This is a genomic window from Streptomyces sp. NPDC030995 (genome assembly GCF_055571215.1).
In genome coordinates, this window is record NZ_JBVIFS010000001.1 from 64,709 (window position 1) to 83,727 (window position 19,019).

Sequence of the window (19,019 nt, forward strand, 5' to 3'; positions counted from 1 at the left end):
GTTCAGCGGTCTTGCGCTGTAGGACCGACCACCTCCCGTAGGAGATTTAGATGCCCCCCAAGGGTCGTCAGGGCGCTGCCAAGAAGGTGCGCCGCAAGGAAAAGAAGAACGTCGCTCACGGGCACGCCCACATCAAGAGCACGTTCAACAACACCATCGTTTCGATCACGGACCCCTCGGGCAACGTGATCTCCTGGGCCTCCGCCGGCCACGTCGGCTTCAAGGGCTCGCGCAAGTCCACCCCCTTCGCCGCGCAGATGGCCGCCGAGTCGGCCGCCCGCCGCGCGCAGGAGCACGGCATGCGCAAGGTTGACGTCTTCGTCAAGGGTCCGGGCTCCGGCCGCGAGACCGCGATCCGCTCCCTCCAGGCCACTGGCCTCGAGGTCGGCTCGATCCAGGACGTCACCCCCACCCCGCACAACGGCTGCCGCCCGCCGAAGCGCCGCCGCGTCTGACGCAGCGGACGCACCTGTGCGTTCTTGAGTGTCCGGGCGGTACGACCCCTTCGGGGGGCGTGCCGCCCGTACCCTTGCAGTAGCCGTACTCCGGTACGGCATCCCGTCGGGCGTCAAATAGTGGGCGTCCACGAATGAAGGAACACAGACATGCTTATCGCTCAGCGTCCTTCGCTGACCGAAGAGGTCGTCGACGAGTACCGCTCGCGGTTCGTGATCGAGCCGCTGGAGCCGGGCTTCGGCTACACCCTCGGCAACTCCCTGCGCCGCACGCTCCTGTCCTCGATCCCGGGTGCCGCTGTCACCAGCATCCGCGTGGACGGCGTCCTGCACGAGTTCACCACCGTGCCGGGTGTCAAGGAAGACGTCACCGACATCATCCTGAACATCAAGCAGCTGGTCGTCTCCTCGGAGCACGACGAGCCGGTCGTGATGTACCTGCGCAAGCAGGGTCCCGGCCTGGTCACCGCTGCCGACATCGCGCCCCCGGCCGGTGTCGAGGTGCACAACCCGGACCTGGTCCTCGCCACGCTCAACGGCAAGGGCAAGCTGGAGATGGAGCTGACCGTCGAGCGCGGTCGCGGCTACGTCTCCGCCGTCCAGAACAAGCAGCTGGGCCAGGAGATCGGTCGCATCCCGATCGACTCCATCTACAGCCCGGTCCTCAAGGTCACCTACAAGGTCGAGGCGACCCGAGTCGAGCAGCGCACCGACTTCGACAAGCTGATCGTCGACGTCGAGACCAAGCAGGCCATGCGCCCGCGCGACGCCATGGCGTCCGCCGGTAAGACCCTGGTCGAGCTGTTCGGTCTGGCGCGCGAGCTCAACATCGACGCCGAGGGCATCGACATGGGCCCGTCCCCGACGGACGCCGCCCTGGCCGCCGACCTGGCGCTGCCGATCGAGGAGCTCGAGCTCACCGTTCGGTCGTACAACTGCCTCAAGCGCGAGGGCATCCACTCCGTGGGTGAGCTCGTCGCCCGCTCCGAGGCCGACCTGCTCGACATCCGCAACTTCGGTGCGAAGTCGATCGACGAGGTCAAGGCGAAGCTGGCCGGCATGGGCCTGGCCCTCAAGGACAGCCCGCCCGGATTCGACCCGACCGCCGCCGCCGACGCCTTCGGCGCCGACGACGACGCGGACGCCGGTTTCGTCGAGACCGAGCAGTACTGATTTTCCCCGCCGCCGGCGGCTGGGGCCCTGGGCCCCGACCGCCGGCCGGGTGTGAACTTTCCCGCGGCATCCGCCTCGGGGGAACTGACACCGGTACCTGACACGGCCGGTGCAGATATGAAGGAGTAACACCATGCCGCGTCCCGCAAAGGGTGCCCGTCTGGGCGGCAGCGCCGCGCACGAGAAGCACCTCCTCGCGAACCTCGCGAAGGCGCTCTTCGAGCACGGCCGCATCACCACCACCGAGGCCAAGGCCCGCCGCCTGCGTCCCTACGCCGAGCGTCTGGTCACCAAGGCCAAGAAGGGCGACATCCACAACCGTCGCCTGGTGCTGCAGACGATCACGGACAAGAGCATCGTGCACACGCTGTTCACCGAGATCGCCCCGCGCTACGAGAACCGCCCCGGTGGTTACACGCGCATCACCAAGATCGGCAACCGTCGTGGCGACAACGCCCCGATGGCCGTGATCGAGCTGGTCGAGGCCCTTACGGTCGCCCAGCAGGCCACCGGTGAGGCCGAGGCCGCCACCAAGCGCGCGGTCAAGGAGGCGGAGGCCGCCGAGGCTCCCGCCACCGAGGAGACCAAGGAGGCCTGATCCCCTCCGGGATCACGCTGAACGGCTCTGAACGGGCCCGCCCCTCACGGGGCGGGCCCGTTTGCCATTCTGAGAGGATCTGTCACGTGAGTGACGAGGTGGAGCCCGGGCACGTCCGGGTGCGGCTGGACCTGTCGTACGACGGCAAGGACTTCTCCGGCTGGGCGAAGCAGCGCGTGCTGCGGACCGTGCAGGGCGAGCTGGAGTCGGCCCTGCAGACCGTGATGCGGCTGCCCGACCCGGTCGAGCTGACCGTGGCCGGACGTACCGACGCGGGCGTGCACGCCCGCGGGCAGGTCGCGCAGTTCGACCTGGCCGAGGAGGTGTGGGCCGAGCACCACGACAAGCTGCTGCGCCGCCTCGCCGGCCGGCTGCCGCACGACATCCGGGTGTGGAAGGTCGCCGAGGCCCCCCAGGGCTTCAACGCGCGCTTCTCGGCCATCTGGCGCCGCTACGCCTACCGCGTCGGCGACCACCAGGGCGGCGTCGACCCGCTGCGCCGCGGCCACGTGCTGTGGCACCAGTGGCCGCTCGACGTGGACGCCATGAACGAGGCCGCCGCCCCGTTGCTGGGCGAGCACGACTTCGCCGCGTACTGCAAGAAGCGCGAGGGCGCCACGACCATCCGTACGCTCCAGCAGCTCAGCTGGGAGCGCGCCGAGGACGGGATCATCACCGCGACCGTCCGCGCCGACGCCTTCTGCCACAACATGGTCCGCTCGCTGGTGGGCGCCCTGCTGCACGTCGGGGACGGGCACCGGCCCACCGACTGGCCCGGCAAGGTGCTGGAAGCCGCCGTACGGGACTCCTCGGTGCACGTCGTCAAGCCGCACGGGCTGACCCTGGAGGAGGTCGGCTACCCGGCCGACGAGCTGCTGGCCGCGCGCAGCAAGGAAGCGCGCAACATGCGGACCCTGCCGGGCGCCGGCTGCTGCTGACCGCCGGCTGCTGCCGACGGCCGGCGGGCGGTGTCGGCCGTCGGGCGGTGTCCGGCTAATCCGTTTGGGCGGATCGGCGGCGGACCTGGACAATGCCCGGCATGGGACATCTCGAAGCCAGCCACCTGGAGTACTACCTTCCCGACGGGCGGGTACTGCTCCCGGACGTCTCCTTCCGCGTGGGGGAGGGGTCGGTCGTCGCCCTGGTCGGGGCGAACGGGGCCGGCAAGACCACTCTGCTCAAGATGATCTCCGGCGAGCTCCAGCCGCACGGCGGCGCGGTCACCGTGAGCGGCGGCCTGGGCGTGATGTCGCAGTTCGTGGGCTCCGTACGCGACGAAACGACCGTGCGTGACCTGCTGGTATCGGTGGCGCAGCCGCGGATCCGGGAGGCGGCGAGGGCCGTGGACCGGGCCGAGCAGCTGATCCTGACGGTCGACGACGAGGCCGCGCAGATGGCTTACGCGCAGGCGCTCAGCGACTGGGCCGACGTCCAGGGCTACGAGGCGGAGACCCTGTGGGACGTCTGCACCATGGCCGCGCTGGCCATCCCGTACGACTCGGCGCAGTTCCGCGAGGTGCGCACGCTGTCCGGCGGTGAGCAGAAGCGGCTGGTCCTGGAGGCGCTGCTGCGCGGGCCGGACGAGGTGCTGCTGCTCGACGAGCCGGACAACTACCTGGACGTCCCGGGCAAGCGGTGGCTGGAGGAGCAGCTGAAGGCCACCCGCAAGACGGTGCTGTTCGTGTCGCACGACCGGGAGCTGCTGTCCCGGGCCGCCGAGAAGATCATCAGCCTGGAGCCGAGCCCGATGGGCACGGACGTCTGGGTGCACGGCGCGGGCTTCGACACGTACCACCAGGCCCGCAAGGAGCGCTTCGCCCGCTTCGAGGAGCTCAAGCGGCGCTGGGACGAGGAGCACGCCCGGCTGAAGGCCCTGGTGCTGCGGCTGCGCAACCAGGCCGCGAGCAGCCCCGACATGGCCTCGCGGTACCGGGCGATGCAGACCCGCTTCCAGAAGTTCGAGGAGGCCGGCCCGCCGCCGGAGCCGCCGCGCGAGCAGGACATCCGGATGCGGCTCAAGGGCGGGCGTACGGGCGTACGCGCGCTCACCGTGGAGAACCTGGAGCTCACCGGCCTGATGAAGCCCTTCTCGCTGGAGGTCTTCTACGGCGAGCGGGTCGCGGTGCTCGGCTCGAACGGCTCCGGCAAGTCGCACTTCCTGCGGCTGCTGGCGGGCGAGGACGTCAAGCACACGGGCACGTGGAAGCTGGGCGCGCGGGTGGTCCCCGGGCACTTCGCGCAGACCCACGCCCATCCCGAGCTCTTCGGGCGCACCCTCGTCGACATCCTGTGGACGGAGGCCGCCAAGCCCCTGGGCGCGGCGATGGGGGTGCTGCGCCGGTACGAGCTGGAGCGCCAGGGCGAGCAGCCGTTCGAGAAGCTCTCGGGCGGCCAGCAGGCGCGTTTCCAGATCCTGCTGCTGGAGCTGGCCGGCACCACGGCGCTGCTGCTGGACGAGCCGACGGACAACCTGGACCTGGAGTCCGCGGAGGCGCTCCAGGACGGCCTGGAGGCGTACGAGGGCACTGTGCTGTGCGTCACGCACGACCGGTGGTTCGCGCGCACATTTGACCGTTACCTGGTCTTCGGTTCGGACGGTGTTGTGCGGGAGACTCAGGAACCCGTCTGGGACGAACGTAGAGTCGAGCGCAAGCGCTAGCACCGAAGGAGAGGCGTCGTGGGCCTGAGGCCTGGCATCTGGCTCATGAAGCAGGAGGACCCGAGATCCGGGAACCGGCTGGTCGACTGGCTGCTGCGGCCGGCCTCCCGGTCCTGGCAGGTCGTCTCCCTCGCGGTGCTCCTCGGGGTCTGCGTCTCCACGAGCCTGCGGGCGAACTGGGGCTCCGACAACGCCTTCGTGGTCAAGGCCGCGGAGACGCTGCTGGCGGGCGGGTCGCCGTACGAGGACAAGCGCTTCCTGTACCTCCCCAGCGCCGTGATCATGGCGATTCCGGAGGCGCTGCTGCCGCACCAGGTGCTGCGGTGGCTGCTGCCGGTCGGGATGTCGGGGCTGATCGGCATCGGCTGGCTGGCCGCGCTGCGGATGTTCTCGGTGCCGCTGCGCTCGCGGTTCGCGTTCGGCGGTTTCGCGGTGTTCGCCCTCGCCTACAAGCCGTACGTGAACCTCGTGCTGATCGGCAACTGGACCGCCATCTCGGCGGCCGCGCTGCCGGTGGCGCTGCTGCTCGCGCAGCGGCGGTCGTGGGTCGCGGCCGGTGTGGTGGTCGGGGTGGCGATCGCGTGCAAGCCGATGCTGGTGCCGATCGGGCTGCTGTTCCTCATCGCCCGGCAGTGGCGGGGGCTGGCCGCGGCCGTGCTGGTGCCGCTGGGGCTCTCGCTGGCCGGGGCGCTGATGATGCCGAGCCCGATGCTGTTCTTCACCAAGACCCTGCCGTTCCTGCTCCAGGGGCAGGACGCGTACGCGCTGCCCTGGGACGCCTCGCCGATCGCGGTGCTGCCGCGGCTGGGGGTGCCGGAGCCGCTGGCGTTGCTGGTCGCCTTCGCCGGGGCCGCGGCGGGGCTGTGGGGGGCCTGGGCGCGCTGGCGGCGGCCGGACTCCGCCGAGGGTGACGGGGCCGACCGGGGCGAACTGCGGCTCGTGGAGACCGCCTGCATGGTGATGCTCGCCGCATTCCTGGTGTCGCGGCCGTCCTTCGACCACTACCTCCTGGTGGTGCTCCCGCTGCTGCTGGCCTCGGCGGTGCGGCCGGGCTCGATGCCCCGCTCGCCCTGGTTCTGGCTGGCCCTGACGCCGCAGGTGGCCCTGATCCCGTGGCCCTCGGAGCTGGCGCACAAACGGCGCGCCTTCAAGGACTGCGCCACCCTGTGCGGGCTCGCGAGTCTGCTGGTGCGTCGTGCGCTGCGCTCCGGTCGGGTTACTCTGGGACCCGTAACAACTGCGGAGTCCCCACCCAGGACCGAACCGGAGTGCGCCGCGACGCCAGCAGAATCGGCATCGCGGACCGCGTTTTGACCCGTAAGGGTCTGCTTGGGTACCCTGCTGGTTTGTTATGCGTATTGGCTTTCTCATTCTCACGTGAAAGGGCCTTGCGCCGGTCCACCGGACCGATGACCAGCGGTTCACACGGGTTGCGTCCCCGATGTGAGCGAGGGCTGTCGTGATCGTCCGTGGTGACCCTGTCAGGACCTTCCCGTGGGGCTTGCGCCCTTGGGATACCACCACTGAAGAAGCGAAGGCATACGCGTGCGTACGTTCAGCCCCAAGCCCGGCGACATCTCGCGCCAGTGGCTCGTCATCGACGCCCAGGACGTTGTCCTCGGCCGTCTGGCGACCCAGGCCGCTGCCCTCCTGCGGGGCAAGCACAAGCCGACCTACGCCCCCCACATGGACATGGGCGACTTCGTCATCATCGTCAACGCCGACAAGGTTCACCTGTCCGGCAACAAGGCGACCCAGAAGATGGCGTACCGCCACTCCGGCTACCCGGGTGGTCTCCGCTCGGTGCGCTACGACGACCTCCTGGCGAACAACCCGGAGAAGGCCGTCGAGAAGGCCATCAAGGGCATGCTCCCCAAGAACACCCTGGGCCGTCAGATGCTCTCGAAGCTGAAGGTCTACTCGGGCGACCAGCACCCCCACGCTGCCCAGCAGCCGGTGCCGTTCGAGATCACCCAGGTCGCGCAGTAGTTCCGGCCACCCCCTAAGACGTAGAAAATTCTGAGGAGCATCGTGGCCGAGACCACCGCCGAGACGACCCCCGTCGACGAGTTCGAGGGCAACGTCGAGGAGTACACCAGCGAGTCTGAGGTCGTCGTCGAGGGCGACTACACCTCCGAGTCCCTTGCCGGTCGCTTCGGCGACCCCCAGCCGGCTGCCGGCCTGGGCCGTCGCAAGAACGCCATCGCCCGCGTCCGGATCGTTCCGGGCACCGGCAAGTGGAAGATCAACGGTCGCACCCTTGAGGACTACTTCCCCAACAAGGTGCACCAGCAGGAAGTCAACGAGCCCTTCAAGCTCCTCGAGCTTGACGGCCGCTACGACGTCATCGCCCGCATCGCGGGTGGCGGCGTGTCCGGCCAGGCCGGCGCCCTGCGCCTCGGTGTGGCCCGTGCGCTGAACGAGGCGGACGTGGACAACAACCGCCCGGCGCTGAAGAAGGCCGGCTTCCTCTCCCGCGACGACCGTGCGGTCGAGCGCAAGAAGGCCGGTCTCAAGAAGGCCCGTAAGGCTCCGCAGTACAGCAAGCGTTAATCTGCGCCTGCTGTTCTGCAACGAAACCGCCCCGGCAGCACTCTCTGTGCTGCCGGGGCGGTTCGTTTACCGCCACAAGCGGCAAATACCAGTCACAAGCGGTCACACGCGAAGCGGAAACTCGGGAGGACAACAGTGGGACGACTCTTCGGGACGGACGGTGTACGCGGCGTCGCCAATGCGGATCTGACGGCGGAGCTCGCGCTCGGCCTCTCCGTGGCGGCTGCCCACGTACTGGCCGAAGCGGGCACCTTCGCGGGCCACCGGGCCACCGCCGTGGTCGGCCGGGATCCCCGGGCCTCCGGCGAATTCCTCGAGGCGGCGGTCGTGGCCGGCCTCGCGAGCGCGGGCGTGGACGTCCTGCGCGTCGGTGTGCTGCCCACCCCGGCGGTGGCGTATCTCACCGGTGCGCTGGGTGCCGACCTCGGCGTGATGCTCTCCGCCAGCCACAACGCCATGCCCGACAACGGCGTCAAGTTCTTCGCGCGCGGCGGCCACAAGCTCGCCGACGAGCTGGAGGACCGCATCGAGTCCGTCTACGAGGAGCACCGCACCGGCGCTCCCTGGGACCGGCCCACCGGCGCGGGCGTCGGCCGGGTCTCGGACTACACCGAGGGCTTCGAGAAGTACGTCGGCCACCTGATGGGCGCGCTGCCGAACCGCCTCGACGGCCTGAAGGTCGTCCTGGACGAGGCGCACGGCGCGGCCGCCTTCGTCTCGCCCGAGGCCTTCACCCGGGCCGGCGCGGAGATCGTCACGATCGGCGCCGAGCCGGACGGCCTGAACATCAACGACGGCTGCGGCTCCACCCACCTCGGCCTGCTCAAGGCCGCCGTGGTCGAGCACGGCGCCGACTTCGGCATCGCGCACGACGGTGACGCGGACCGCTGCCTGGCCGTGGACGGCACCGGCGCGGAGGTCGACGGCGACCAGATCCTCGCGGTGCTGGCGCTGGCCATGCGCGAGGCCGGGCAGCTGCGCGAGAACACCGTGGTCGGCACCGTGATGTCCAACCTGGGCTTCAAGCTGGCCATGGAGGGCGAGGGCATCCAGGTCGTACAGACCGGCGTCGGCGACCGGTACGTGCTGGAGTCGATGAAGGAGCACGGTTACGCGCTCGGCGGCGAGCAGTCCGGCCACGTGATCATCCTCGACCACGCGACGACCGGTGACGGCACGCTGACCGGCCTGCTGCTGGCGGCGCGGGTCGCGGCCACCGGCAAGTCCCTCGCCGAGCTGGCGGGCGTGATGCAGCGGCTGCCGCAGGTGCTGATCAACGTTCCCGACGTGGACAAGTCCCGCGTCACCACCTCCGCGGAACTGGCCGCGGCGGTGGCCGACGCCGAGCGCGAGCTGGGCACCACCGGGCGGGTGCTGCTGCGCCCCTCCGGTACGGAGCCGCTCGTACGGGTGATGGTCGAGGCTGCCGACATCGAGCAGGCCCGCGCGGTCGCCGGGCGGCTCGCGGACGTCGTGAAGTCGGCGCTCGGCTAGGCGCTAACCGTTCGTGCGCCGTGGCGCACCCGGCTTCCGGAACATCCGGTCGTGCTGGGTGCGCCACAGCAGTTTCCAGGCGATGAGGGTGAGCGTGCCGGAGAGGATGATGCCGCCCAGGTTGACCGCCAGTTGGACGGCCGAGCCCCACATCTGGGCGAAACCTCCGTAGCTGAGGGCCACGGCGGCGTTGGCGCCCGCCGGGACGGTGGTGACGGAGATCGCCACGCCGACCAGCGCACCGGCCTTCGCCGACGTCAGCGACAGCATGCCGGCCACGCCGGCGAGCAGCGCCACGACGAAGGAGAACGGGTCGGGCTGCCAGATGAAGCTGGTGTTCGGCCGGGGGTTGTCGAGCATTCCCTCGTGGAAGAGGTCGAGCGCGTCCATCCCCAGGCTGAAGACCGTCGTCGCCACGATCGCCGCCGCGAAGCCGACCACCAGCGCGAAGAGGGAACGTCCGGCGAGCCTCGGCCGGCGCTGCACCAGGCCCGTGCAGATGCCGGCGAGCGGGCCGAACTCCGGGCCGACCGCCATGGCGCCCACGATCAGGATCGCGTTGTCGAGGACCACGCCGCAGGCCGCGATCATCGTCGCCACGATCATGAAGGCGCTGTAGGTGATCGTGAGGGTGGATTCCTCGTGCGTCGACTCGGCGAGCTGTTCCCAGACCACCGCGTCGGCGGCCTCGCCCGGTGCCTCCTCCTCCGCGTCGTCGGCGCGTTTGGAGATCGACAGGTCGATGTTCTCGACGGCGATCGAACCGGTCTTGTCGATGCCGAGCGAGCGCATCTCCTGCAGCAGCTCGTCGGCCGCCTCGCGGGCGACGTCGCACAGCACGAGATCGCCCTCGGGGTCGCGGGCGGCACCGGTCAGTACGACCAGGTGGGTGGTTCCGACCGTTTGGTCGATCAGCTCCACCACCTGGTCCGTGAGGTGGCGCGGGGTGATCATCCGCAGATGCAGCATTCCCGCACCATAGCCACTGCGGGGCCGCCGGAGCTGCCGGAGCCGCTGGAGCCGCCGGAACCGCCGGAACCGCTAGAGCTTGCGGAGGCTCAGCTTCTGCACCTTGTGGTCCGGGCCCTTGCGCACGACGAGGGTGGCCCGGCCGCGGGTGGGCGCCACGTTCTCCAGCAGGTTGGGCTTGTTGACGGTCCGCCACATCGTCTGCGCGTACTCCATGGCCTCCTCCTCGGAGACCTGGGTGTACTTGCGGAAGTAGGAGAAAGGATTCTGGAACGCGGTCTCGCGCAGCTTGCGGAAGCGGCCCAGGTACCAGCGCTCGATGTCCTCGGGGCGCGCGTCCACGTACACGCTGAAGTCGAAGTAGTCGGCGAGCGCGACGCGGGTGCGGCCGTCCGTGCCGGGGAGCGCCGGCTGGAGCACGTTGAGGCCCTCGACGATCAGGATGTCCGGGCGGCGCACGACGAGCTCCTCGCCCGGCACGATGTCGTAGATCAGGTGCGAGTAGACCGGGGCCCGGACCTCGTCCTTGCCGGCCTTGATGTCGGCTACGAAACGGGTGAGCGCGCGGCGGTCGTAGGACTCGGGGAAGCCCTTGCGGGAGGTGAGCCCGCGCCGCTGGAGCTCCTTCATCGGGTAGAGGAAGCCGTCGGTGGTGACCAGCTCCACGCGCGGGTGCTCGGGCCAGCGGGCGAGCAGGGCCTGGAGCAGGCGGGCCACGGTGGACTTGCCGACGGCGACCGAACCGGCGACCCCTATGACGAAGGGGGTGCCCTGCTGGGCGCCGTGGCCGTTGCCCGCGTCGCCGAGGAAGGTGTTGAGGGTGCCGCGGAGGTTGCTGGTGGCGCCGACGTAGAGGTTCAGGAGGCGGGAGAGCGGCAGGTAGACGTCCCGGACCTCGTCGAGGTCGATGACGTCGCCGAGGCCGCGCAGCCGCTCGACCTCGTCGGCGGTCAGCGGCAGCGGGGTCCGCTCGCGCAGGGCGCTCCACTCGGCGCGGGTGAGGTCGACGTACGGCGAGGCGTCGGGGCTCCGGCGGTGGGCGGGACGCGTGGGGTGCCCGTCCCGGCCGGTGCGCTCCGTTGCGTTGTCCGGCGTGCTGCTTCGTGGCGGCGAAGTGATCACACCGCCATTGTCGGCGCTCGGGGGCGGTTGTGGGTGGTGTGGTCGGTCACGTGTGGAGCGGCGCGGGCCCGTACCGGCCAGGACCTGGCCGGTACGGGAGCGGTTGTACGGCGGTCGGTTTCGATTGGAGTCTCTTGAGGTCTCGCCCGGGTCACGATTCGTTGCGACCGCGACCGATGTCGAGCGAGTGATCCATCTGCCCGTACATTGTTTCGATCACCGCGGTTCAGACCTGCGCCCCGCTCCGGCGGGGTGCCGTCCGGGCTGCCCTGCTGCATTCCGCTCCATGGGGGAGATCTTTCGTGCGTACCGCTCTTGTCCGTCGTGCCGTCCTGACCGCGTCCGCGGTGTCCCTGTCCCTGCTGGCCACCGCGTGCGGCTCCGACAAGGCCGACACCAAGTCGGACGCCAAGGCGTCCGCCCCCGCGACCTCCGCGGCCCCGGCCGCCAAGGGGAAGACGGCCGCCGAGCTGACTCCGCTGCTGGTCACGCAGGCCGACCTGCCGGAGTTCAAGGTGGAGGAGGACGCCGCCGCGGCCGCGGCCTCGAAGGAGAAGCCCGCCGAGAGCGACAAGCCCGAGTGCAAGCCGCTGGTCCAGCTCCAGTCGTACGCGGCGCAGGGCAAGCCCGCCGGCACCGCGGGGGTCGCCGCCACCTCCAAGCCGAAGCCGGCCGCCGAGGGGGCCACCATGGAGGAGAAGCTGGACGCGGCCATGAAGGGCCTCAGCGTGACGAGGACCTCGGTCGCCCTGAACTCCTACGACGGCAAGGGCGCCGAGGAGGCCTTCACCGCGCTGAAGACCGCGGCCACGGCCTGCGCCGGCGGCTACACGGTCACCGCCGAGGGCGAGAAGACGAAGATCGACAAGGTCACGCCCGGTGCCGCGGTCGCGGGCGGCGACGAGTCCCTCACCTTCGCCGTCGTCATGGACCTGAAGGAAGGCGAGAAGGCCACCTGGCAGTACGCGGTGGTGCGCAAGGGCGGCACGCTGGCCACCTTCAGCAGCGTCAACCTGACCGGCAACGCCGAGCAGCCGAAGCCGGTCATCGAGGCGCAGGTCAAGAAGCTCGGCTAAGGCTTCCGAGGGCCCGTTCGAACGGTTCGTCAACCCCGCTCCGGCGCATTCGCCGGGGCGGGGTTTTTCGTCTTGTTCAGGTACAGGGCAGACGGCCAACTACGGCGTACGCTGCGGCCTATGTGCGGAATTGTGGGTTACGTGGGAGCGCAGTCGGCGCTCGATGTGGTCATCGCCGGACTCAAGCGGCTGGAGTACCGGGGCTACGACTCGGCCGGGGTCGCCGTGCTCGCCGACGGGGGCCTGGCCGCTGCCAAGAAGGCCGGGAAGCTCGTCAATCTGGAGAAGGAGCTGGTCGGGCACCCGCTGCCGGCCGGTTCCACGGGGCTCGGGCACACCCGGTGGGCGACCCACGGCGGGCCCACCGACGTCAACGCCCACCCGCACCTCGACAATTCGGGGCGCGTGGCCGTCGTGCACAACGGCATCATCGAGAACTTCGCCGCCCTGCGGGCCGAGCTGGCCGAGCGCGGACACCGGCTGGATTCCGATACGGACACCGAGGTCGTGGCGCATCTGCTGGCCGAGCGGTTCGCGGCGACGGGCGATCTCGCGGCGGCCATGCGGCAGGTGTGCAGGCAGCTGGAGGGTGCCTTCACGCTGGTCGCGGTGCACGCCGACGAGCCGGACGTGGTGGTCGGCGCGCGCCGGAACTCGCCCCTGGTGGTGGGCGTTGGAGAGGGTGAGAACTTCCTCGCCTCGGACGTGGCCGCGTTCATCGCCCACACCCGGTCCGCGATCGAGCTGGGGCAGGACCAGGTCGTCGAGCTCCGCCGCCAAGGGGTCTCGGTGACCAACTTCGACGGTTCGCCCGCGTCCGTGCGGGCGTACCACGTGGACTGGGACGCCTCGGCGGCCGAGAAGGGGGGCTATGACTACTTCATGCTCAAGGAGATCGCCGAGCAGCCGAAGGCTGTCGCCGACACCCTCCTGGGCAGGATCGACGCGAGCGGCTCGCTGACCCTGGACGAGGTGCGCATCCCCGTCTCGGTGCTCAGGGAGGTCGACAAGGTCGTGATCGTGGCGTGCGGTACGGCGTACCACGCGGGCATGATCGCGAAGCTGGCCATCGAGCACTGGACCCGCATCCCGTGCGAGACGGAGCTGGCGAGCGAGTTCCGCTACCGCGACCCGATCCTGGACCAGCGGACGCTGGTGGTCGCGATCTCGCAGTCCGGCGAGACCATGGACACCCTGATGGCGCTCCGGCACGCGCGCGAGCAGGGGGCCAAGGTGCTGGCCATCTGCAATACGAACGGGTCGACGATCCCGCGCGAATCGGATGCCGTGCTCTACACGCACGCCGGTCCGGAGGTCGCCGTCGCCTCGACGAAGGCGTTCCTGACGCAGCTGGTGGCCTGCTACCTGGTCGCGCTGTACCTCGGGCAGGTCCGGGGCACGAAGTGGGGCGACGAGATCCAGGCGGTGATCCGCGAGCTGTCGGACATCGCCGCGGCGGTGGACACCGTACTGGAGACCATGGAGCCGGTACGGGAGCTCGCGCGCTCCCTCGCCGACAAGAACACCGTGCTCTTCCTGGGGCGGCACGTCGGGTACCCGGTGGCGCTGGAGGGCGCGCTCAAGCTCAAGGAGCTGGCGTACATGCACGCCGAGGGCTTCGCGGCGGGCGAGCTCAAGCACGGGCCGATCGCGCTGATCGAGAAGGACCTGCCGGTGGTGGTGGTCGTGCCGTCGCCGCGCGGCCGGTCGGTGCTCCACGACAAGATCGTGTCGAACATCCAGGAGATCCGGGCGCGCGGGGCGCGGACCATCGTGATCGCGGAGGAGGGCGACGAGGCGGTCGTCCCGTACGCCGACCACCTGATCCGGATCCCGGCCACGCCGACGCTGCTCCAGCCGCTGGTGGCGACGGTGCCGCTCCAGGTGTTCGCATGCGAGCTGGCGACCGCCCGGGGCAACGAGGTGGACCAGCCGCGTAACCTCGCAAAGTCGGTGACGGTGGAGTGAGCGAGTAAGCGGGGCTGTTGTTGTGATTATCGGCGTCGGGATCGACGTGGCGGAGATCGAGCGGTTCGATGCGGCGCTGGAGCGGACGCCGAACATGGCGCAGCGCCTGTTCCTGGACTCCGAGTTGATGCTGCCGAGCGGCGAGCGGCGCGGAATCGCCTCGCTCGCCGCCCGCTTCGCGGCCAAGGAGGCCCTGGCCAAGGCGCTGGGCGCGCCCGGCGGGCTGCTGTGGACCGACGCCGAGGTGTACGTGGAGGACTCCGGCCAACCGCGGCTGCGGGTGTCAGGGACGGTCGAGGCGCGGGCGCTCGCGCTGGGCGTGAAGTCCTGGCACATCTCGCTGAGCCACGACGCCGGTGTGGCCTCCGCCGTGGTGATCGCGGAGGGTTAGGCCCCGACGGGCCCCTCGTCCGGCACGCTGGTGCCATGCGTACTGCTTACAGCGTGGAGACCGTACGGGCCGCCGAGCGGGAGCTGATGGCCCGGCTGCCGGAGGGTGCCCTGATGCAGCGGGCGGCGGCCGGGCTGGCCGCCGTCTGCGCGGGGCTGCTGGCCCGTCGGCGACGGGTCTACGGGGCGCGGGTGGTGCTGCTGGTCGGGCCCGGGGACAACGGCGGCGACGCGCTGTACGCGGGCGCGCGGCTGGCGAGGCGCGGCGCCGGCGTGACGGCGGTACCCATGGACCCGGCGCGGATGCACCCGGGCGGGCTGGCCGCGCTGCGCGCCGCCGGGGGCCGAGTGGCGGACGCCGTACCCGCCCGGGCGGACCTCGTACTGGACGGGCTGCTCGGGATCGGCGGGCGGGGCGGGCTGCGGCCGGCGGCGGCCGCGCTCGTGGAGCGGATCCCGGCGGGTGCGGTGGTGGTGGCCGTGGACCTGCCGAGCGGGGTGGACGCGGACACGGGGGAGGCCCGGGAGCCGGCCGTCACGGCCGATGTGACGGTGACCTTCGGGGCGTACAAGCCCGGTCTGCTGATCGACCCCGGGGCCTCGCGAGCGGGGGTGGTGCACCTCGTCGACATCGGGCTGGAGCTGCCGACGCCGCAGGTGGAGGCCTTGCAGCACGCCGATGTGGCCGCGCTGCTGCCGGTGCCGACGGCGTCGAGCGACAAGTACCGGCGGGGCGTGGTCGGGATCGTCGCCGGGTCCGCGCAGTACCCGGGCGCGGCGGTGCTGGCCGTGGCGGGAGCCCTGCGGGGCGGCGCGGGCGCGGTGCGGTACGTGGGTCCGGCGGCGGACGCGGTGCTGGCCCGCTTCCCGGAGACGCTGATCGGGCGGGGCCGGGTGCAGGCGTGGGTGGTCGGGCCCGGGCTGGGGGAGGGGCGCGCCGGGGAGGTCGCGCGGATCCTGGCGGACCCGGAGCCGGTGCCGGTGCTGGTCGACGCGGACGGGCTGCGCGGGCTGGACCCGGAGGTGCTGAGGGCCCGGACGACCCCGACCCTGCTGACCCCGCACGCGGGGGAGGCGGCGGCGCTGCTGGGGGTGCCGAGGGAGTCGGTGGAGGCCGGGCGGCTGGCCGCCGTACGGGAGCTGGCCGGGCGGTACGGGGCGGCGGTGCTGCTGAAGGGCTCGACGACGCTGGTCGCCTCCGGGGAGTCCCCTGTACGGGTGAACCCGACGGGGACCGCGTGGCTGGCCACCGCCGGGAGCGGGGACGTGCTGTCCGGGCTGGCCGGGTCGCTGCTGGCGGGCGGGCTGTCCGGGGCGGACGCCGGCTCGGTGGCGGCGTACCTCCACGGCCTGGCGGCCCGTCTCCGCGGCGGGCCGCTGCTCGCGCAGGACGTGGCCGAGTCTTTGCCGGAAGCTTGGCGGGACGTCCGCCGGCCGTGACTCTGCCGGGCTCGGCGCCGTTGCCGGGGGCGCTGCCCCCGGACCCCCAGCGCCTCAAAGGCCGGCGGGGCTGAAAGACCGGGGCTCCGCCCCGAACCCCGCTCCTCAAACGCCGGAGGGGCTGAAATACAGCAAGTGCAGCGGCAGGCCCCCGTGGAGGTTCTGAGAGACTGGGGGGGATGAACGAGACACCGACGCGCGTGTACGCCGAGATCGATCTTGACGCCGTACGGGACAACGTACGCGCACTGCGCGAGCGGGCGCCCCGGGCCGAATTGATGGCCGTGGTCAAGTCGAATGCCTACGGGCACGGGGCTTTGGCGTGCGCCAAGGCCGCCCGGGAGGCCGGTGCCACCTGGCTCGGGACCGCCACGCCCGAAGAGGCGCTCGCGCTGCGCGCCGCCGGGGTCGAGGGGCGGATCATGTGCTGGCTCTGGACCCCCGGCGGGCCCTGGCGGGAGGCCGTCGAGGCCGACGTCGACGTGTCCGTCAGCGGGATGTGGGCCCTGGACGAGGTACGGGAGGCCGCCCGCGCCGCCGGGCGGACCGCCCGGATCCAGCTCAAGGCCGACACCGGCCTCGGCCGCAACGGCTGCCAGCCCGCCGACTGGGAGGCGCTCGTCGGGGCGGCCGTCGCCGCGCAGGCCGAGGGGATCGTCCAGGTCACCGGCGTCTGGTCGCACTTCGCCTGCGCGGACGAGCCCGGCCACCCCTCCATCCAGCTCCAGCTGGCCGCCTTCCGCGACATGCTCGCCTACGCCGAGAAGGAGGGCGTCGAGCCCGAGGTCCGGCACATCGCGAACTCGCCGGCCACCCTCACGCTCCCCGAGTCCCACTTCGACCTGGTGCGCTGCGGCCTGGCGATCTACGGGGTGTCGCCCGCTCCCGAGCTCGGCACCCCCGCCCAGCTCGGCCTGCGGCCCGCGATGACCCTCAAGGCCTCCCTCGCGCTGGTCAAGACCGTCCCGGCCGGGCACGGGGTCAGCTACGGGCACCACTACGTCACCGGCGCCGAGACGACCCTCGCGCTGATCCCGGCCGGCTACGCCGACGGCATTCCGCGCCATGCGTCCGGGGCCGGCCCGGTGCTCGTCGGCGGCAAGGTCCGTCACGTCGCCGGGCGCGTCGCCATGGACCAGTTCGTGGTCGACTTGGACGGAGACCACGCCCGCGTCGGCGACGAAGCCGTCATCTTCGGGGACGCGGAGCGCGGCGAACCCACCGCCGAGGACTGGGCACAAGCGGCGGGCACGATCGCGTATGAGATCGTCACCCGTATCGGTGTACGCGTGCCCCGGGTGTACCTGGGCGGCTGAGCGGAGTGAGGGCGGCGGCGTGAGCGAGAACTGGCGCAAGGCCGGCTGGGCCGGCGCCGCCATCGGTGTGATCGCCGCGGGCGCGGCGGCCGGCGTCGCGGTCGAGCGGATCACCGTCGGGCGCGGCATGCGCATGAAGGCGCGCCTCGCACTCGACGCCGCCGGGGACTACGGGTCCCTGCGCGGCGCCCCGGGAACCTGCCGCGCCGAGGACGCCACCGAGCTCTACTACGAGGTCGACGAGCTCCCCGAGGAGCCGAAGCGGCCCCGCCCGCGGCTGCGGCGCAAGGCCGCCGAACCCCCGGCCACCGTCGTCTTCTGCCACGGCTACTGCCTGTCCCAGGACTCCTGGCACTTCCAGCGCGCCGCGCTGCGCGGACAGGTCCGGGCGGTCTACTGGGACCAGCGCAGCCACGGCCGCAGCGCGCGCGGCCTGGCCCAGGCGGACGGCGAGCCGCTGGGCATCGAGCAGCTCGGCCGCGACCTCAAGGCCGTCATCGACGCCGCCGCGCCCGAGGGCCCGCTGATCCTGGTGGGTCACTCGATGGGCGGAATGACCATCATGGGATTCGCCGAGCAGTTCCCCGAGCTCGTGCGGGAGCGGGTGGCCGGCGTGGTTCTGGTCGGCACCTCCAGCGGCCGACTCGCCGAGGTGACGTACGGGCTGCCCGCCGTCGGCATGGGCGCCGTGCGCAAGGTCCTGCCGGGTGTGCTCAAGGCGCTCGGGTCGCAGGTGGAGCTGGTGGAGAAGGGCCGCCGGGCCACCGCGGACCTGTTCGCCGGCATGATCAAGATGTACTCGTTCGGCTCGCGGGACGTGGATCCGGCCGTCGCGCGCTTCGCGGAGCGGCTCATCGAGGCCACGCCGATCGACGTGGTCGCCGAGTTCTACCCGGCCTTCCAGATCCACGACAAGACCGCCGCGCTCCGGCTGTTCGCGGACATCCCCGTGACCGTCATCGCGGGGGACAAGGACATGATCACCCCGCCCGGGCACAGCGTGGCCATCAAGGAGGCGCTGCCGAGCGCCGAGCTCGTGGTCCTGGAGTCCACCGGGCACCTGATGATGCTGGAGCGACCGGAGACCGTGACGCGGTTGCTCACCGGGCTGCTGGTGCGCACCGGGGCGGTCCCGGTCCCCGCACCGACTAACGTTGGCCTGCATGGAAGAAGTACCGCTGGAAGCACAGCGCAGCCAGGCAGCACCGGCACCTGAGGCCGGCGTGCGGCCCGAGGGCGCGGAGACCCGGATCACCGTCGACTCCCCGGACGCGATGCAGGAGTTGGGCCGCAGGATCGCCGGCCTGCTGCGTCCCGGCGACCTCGTGCTGCTGACCGGTGAGCTGGGCGCGGGCAAGACGACGCTGACCCGCGGCCTGGGCGAGGGCCTGGGCGTGCGCGGGGCCGTGACCTCGCCGACCTTCGTGATCGCCCGCGTCCACCCCTCGCTGACCGGCGGGCCGGCGCTGGTGCACGTGGACGCGTACCGCCTGGGCGGCGGGCTGGACGAGATGGAGGACCTGGACCTCGACGTCTCGCTGCCCGAGTCCGTGGTCGTCGTGGAGTGGGGCGACGGCAAGGTGGAGGAGCTCTCCGACGACCGGCTGCACGTGGTGATCGCGCGGGCGGTCGGCCACGAGGAGGTCCTGGACGACGTACGGGAGGTCTCGGTGCGCGGGGTCGGGGCGCGCTGGGGTGCCGGCGCCGGGCTGGACGCCCTGGCCGGGGTCCCCACGGAGTAAACGTGCCGACAACTCGTCGGCAACATATTGCGCTGCTGGTGGCGCTCGTGGTGACATGGTACGG

At 71.4% G+C, this 19,019-nt stretch carries 18 protein-coding genes; 16 read left to right on the forward strand and 2 right to left on the reverse strand.

The genetic code is table 11. The features are described 5' to 3' along the window. The first annotated feature begins 50 nt into the window (after nt 1-50). The 9 genes from rpsK (at nt 51) to glmM (ending at nt 8,932) form a co-directional block, all read left to right on the forward strand. Nucleotides 51-455: a 30S ribosomal protein S11 gene (rpsK, locus tag ACZ45T_RS00345; RefSeq protein WP_003956432.1), complete on the forward strand. Its 405-nt coding sequence runs from the start codon at nt 51-53 to the stop codon at nt 453-455. Between the two features lie 150 nt (nt 456-605). Further along, nucleotides 606-1,628, forward strand: a complete 1,023-nt coding sequence (locus tag ACZ45T_RS00350; RefSeq protein ID WP_008739666.1) for a DNA-directed RNA polymerase subunit alpha — start codon at nt 606-608, stop codon at nt 1,626-1,628. Nucleotides 1,629-1,761: 133 nt separating this feature from the next. Further along, the gene (gene rplQ / locus ACZ45T_RS00355) at nt 1,762-2,226 is read left to right on the forward strand and encodes a 50S ribosomal protein L17 (protein ID WP_468435827.1); all 465 of its coding nucleotides are present in this window, start codon (nt 1,762-1,764) and stop codon (nt 2,224-2,226) included. 86 nt (nt 2,227-2,312) lie between these two features. Further along, nucleotides 2,313-3,164 (forward strand): tRNA pseudouridine(38-40) synthase TruA, encoded by an 852-nt coding sequence (gene truA / locus ACZ45T_RS00360; RefSeq protein WP_468435829.1) that lies wholly within the window; start codon nt 2,313-2,315, stop codon nt 3,162-3,164. A 92-nt stretch (nt 3,165-3,256) separates the two neighbouring features. Then, nucleotides 3,257-4,885, forward strand: a complete 1,629-nt coding sequence (locus ACZ45T_RS00365) for an ABC-F family ATP-binding cassette domain-containing protein (RefSeq protein WP_468435831.1) — start codon at nt 3,257-3,259, stop codon at nt 4,883-4,885. Nucleotides 4,886-4,903: 18 nt separating this feature from the next. After that, the gene (locus ACZ45T_RS00370) at nt 4,904-6,199 is read left to right on the forward strand and encodes a glycosyltransferase family 87 protein (protein ID WP_468435833.1); all 1,296 of its coding nucleotides are present in this window, start codon (nt 4,904-4,906) and stop codon (nt 6,197-6,199) included. Nucleotides 6,200-6,430: 231 nt separating this feature from the next. Next, on the forward strand, nt 6,431-6,874 hold the full coding sequence (gene rplM, locus ACZ45T_RS00375) for a 50S ribosomal protein L13 (protein WP_073912858.1): 444 nt from the start codon (nt 6,431-6,433) through the stop codon (nt 6,872-6,874). A 42-nt stretch (nt 6,875-6,916) separates the two neighbouring features. After that, nucleotides 6,917-7,438 carry a 30S ribosomal protein S9 gene (rpsI, locus tag ACZ45T_RS00380; protein ID WP_189733342.1) on the forward strand — a complete coding sequence of 174 codons (522 nt, stop codon included), beginning with the start codon at nt 6,917-6,919 and terminating at the stop codon, nt 7,436-7,438. 135 nt (nt 7,439-7,573) lie between these two features. After that, nucleotides 7,574-8,932: a phosphoglucosamine mutase gene (gene glmM / locus ACZ45T_RS00385; protein WP_468435836.1), complete on the forward strand. Its 1,359-nt coding sequence runs from the start codon at nt 7,574-7,576 to the stop codon at nt 8,930-8,932. A gap of 3 nt (nt 8,933-8,935) precedes the next feature. Here the strand turns inward: glmM and ACZ45T_RS00390 are convergent, their stop codons facing one another. After that, nucleotides 8,936-9,901, reverse strand: a complete 966-nt coding sequence (locus tag ACZ45T_RS00390; protein ID WP_468435838.1) for a DUF389 domain-containing protein — start codon at nt 9,899-9,901, stop codon at nt 8,936-8,938. Between the two features lie 72 nt (nt 9,902-9,973). Continuing rightward, the gene (gene coaA / locus ACZ45T_RS00395; RefSeq protein WP_468435840.1) at nt 9,974-11,023 is read right to left on the reverse strand and encodes a type I pantothenate kinase; all 1,050 of its coding nucleotides are present in this window, start codon (nt 11,021-11,023) and stop codon (nt 9,974-9,976) included. Nucleotides 11,024-11,325: 302 nt separating this feature from the next. Between coaA and ACZ45T_RS00400 the strand changes: the two genes are divergently transcribed. The 7 genes from ACZ45T_RS00400 (at nt 11,326) to tsaE (ending at nt 18,955) form a co-directional block, all read left to right on the forward strand. After that, on the forward strand, nt 11,326-12,099 hold the full coding sequence (locus ACZ45T_RS00400) for a hypothetical protein (RefSeq protein ID WP_468435842.1): 774 nt from the start codon (nt 11,326-11,328) through the stop codon (nt 12,097-12,099). Between the two features lie 120 nt (nt 12,100-12,219). Next, nucleotides 12,220-14,067 (forward strand): glutamine--fructose-6-phosphate transaminase (isomerizing), encoded by a 1,848-nt coding sequence (gene glmS, locus ACZ45T_RS00405; protein ID WP_468435844.1) that lies wholly within the window; start codon nt 12,220-12,222, stop codon nt 14,065-14,067. 22 nt (nt 14,068-14,089) lie between these two features. Beyond that, nucleotides 14,090-14,458: a holo-ACP synthase gene (locus ACZ45T_RS00410; protein ID WP_468435846.1), complete on the forward strand. Its 369-nt coding sequence runs from the start codon at nt 14,090-14,092 to the stop codon at nt 14,456-14,458. A gap of 35 nt (nt 14,459-14,493) precedes the next feature. Beyond that, on the forward strand, nt 14,494-15,897 hold the full coding sequence (locus ACZ45T_RS00415; RefSeq protein ID WP_468435848.1) for an NAD(P)H-hydrate dehydratase: 1,404 nt from the start codon (nt 14,494-14,496) through the stop codon (nt 15,895-15,897). 179 nt (nt 15,898-16,076) lie between these two features. Next, on the forward strand, nt 16,077-17,213 hold the full coding sequence (gene alr / locus ACZ45T_RS00420) for an alanine racemase (RefSeq protein WP_468435850.1): 1,137 nt from the start codon (nt 16,077-16,079) through the stop codon (nt 17,211-17,213). Continuing rightward, nucleotides 17,158-18,429, forward strand: a complete 1,272-nt coding sequence (locus tag ACZ45T_RS00425; RefSeq protein ID WP_468435853.1) for an alpha/beta fold hydrolase — start codon at nt 17,158-17,160, stop codon at nt 18,427-18,429. Before alr ends, ACZ45T_RS00425 begins: the two co-directional genes overlap by 56 nt. Continuing rightward, nucleotides 18,377-18,955, forward strand: a complete 579-nt coding sequence (tsaE, locus tag ACZ45T_RS00430) for a tRNA (adenosine(37)-N6)-threonylcarbamoyltransferase complex ATPase subunit type 1 TsaE (RefSeq protein WP_468435855.1) — start codon at nt 18,377-18,379, stop codon at nt 18,953-18,955. The genes ACZ45T_RS00425 and tsaE overlap by 53 nt, the downstream gene beginning before the upstream one ends. The last annotated feature ends 64 nt before the right edge of the window (nt 18,956-19,019 follow it).

Bases quoted from the DNA above. Each gene is read 5' to 3' on its own strand.
- ACZ45T_RS00425 (WP_468435853.1), top strand. From the start codon at position 17,158: ATGAGATCGTCACCCGTATCGGTGTACGCGTGCCCCGGGTGTACCTGG.
- glmS (WP_468435844.1), top strand. From the start codon at position 12,220: ATGTGCGGAATTGTGGGTTACGTGGGAGCGCAGTCGGCGCTCGATGTG.
- ACZ45T_RS00415 (WP_468435848.1), top strand. From the start codon at position 14,494: ATGCGTACTGCTTACAGCGTGGAGACCGTACGGGCCGCCGAGCGGGAG.
- ACZ45T_RS00365 (WP_468435831.1), top strand. From the start codon at position 3,257: ATGCCCGGCATGGGACATCTCGAAGCCAGCCACCTGGAGTACTACCTT.
- alr (WP_468435850.1), top strand. From the start codon at position 16,077: ATGAACGAGACACCGACGCGCGTGTACGCCGAGATCGATCTTGACGCC.
- ACZ45T_RS00390 (WP_468435838.1), bottom strand. From the start codon at position 9,901: ATGCTGCATCTGCGGATGATCACCCCGCGCCACCTCACGGACCAGGTG.
- rpsK (WP_003956432.1), top strand. From the start codon at position 51: ATGCCCCCCAAGGGTCGTCAGGGCGCTGCCAAGAAGGTGCGCCGCAAG.
- rplQ (WP_468435827.1), top strand. From the start codon at position 1,762: ATGCCGCGTCCCGCAAAGGGTGCCCGTCTGGGCGGCAGCGCCGCGCAC.
- tsaE (WP_468435855.1), top strand. From the start codon at position 18,377: ATGGAAGAAGTACCGCTGGAAGCACAGCGCAGCCAGGCAGCACCGGCA.
- ACZ45T_RS00350 (WP_008739666.1), top strand. From the start codon at position 606: ATGCTTATCGCTCAGCGTCCTTCGCTGACCGAAGAGGTCGTCGACGAG.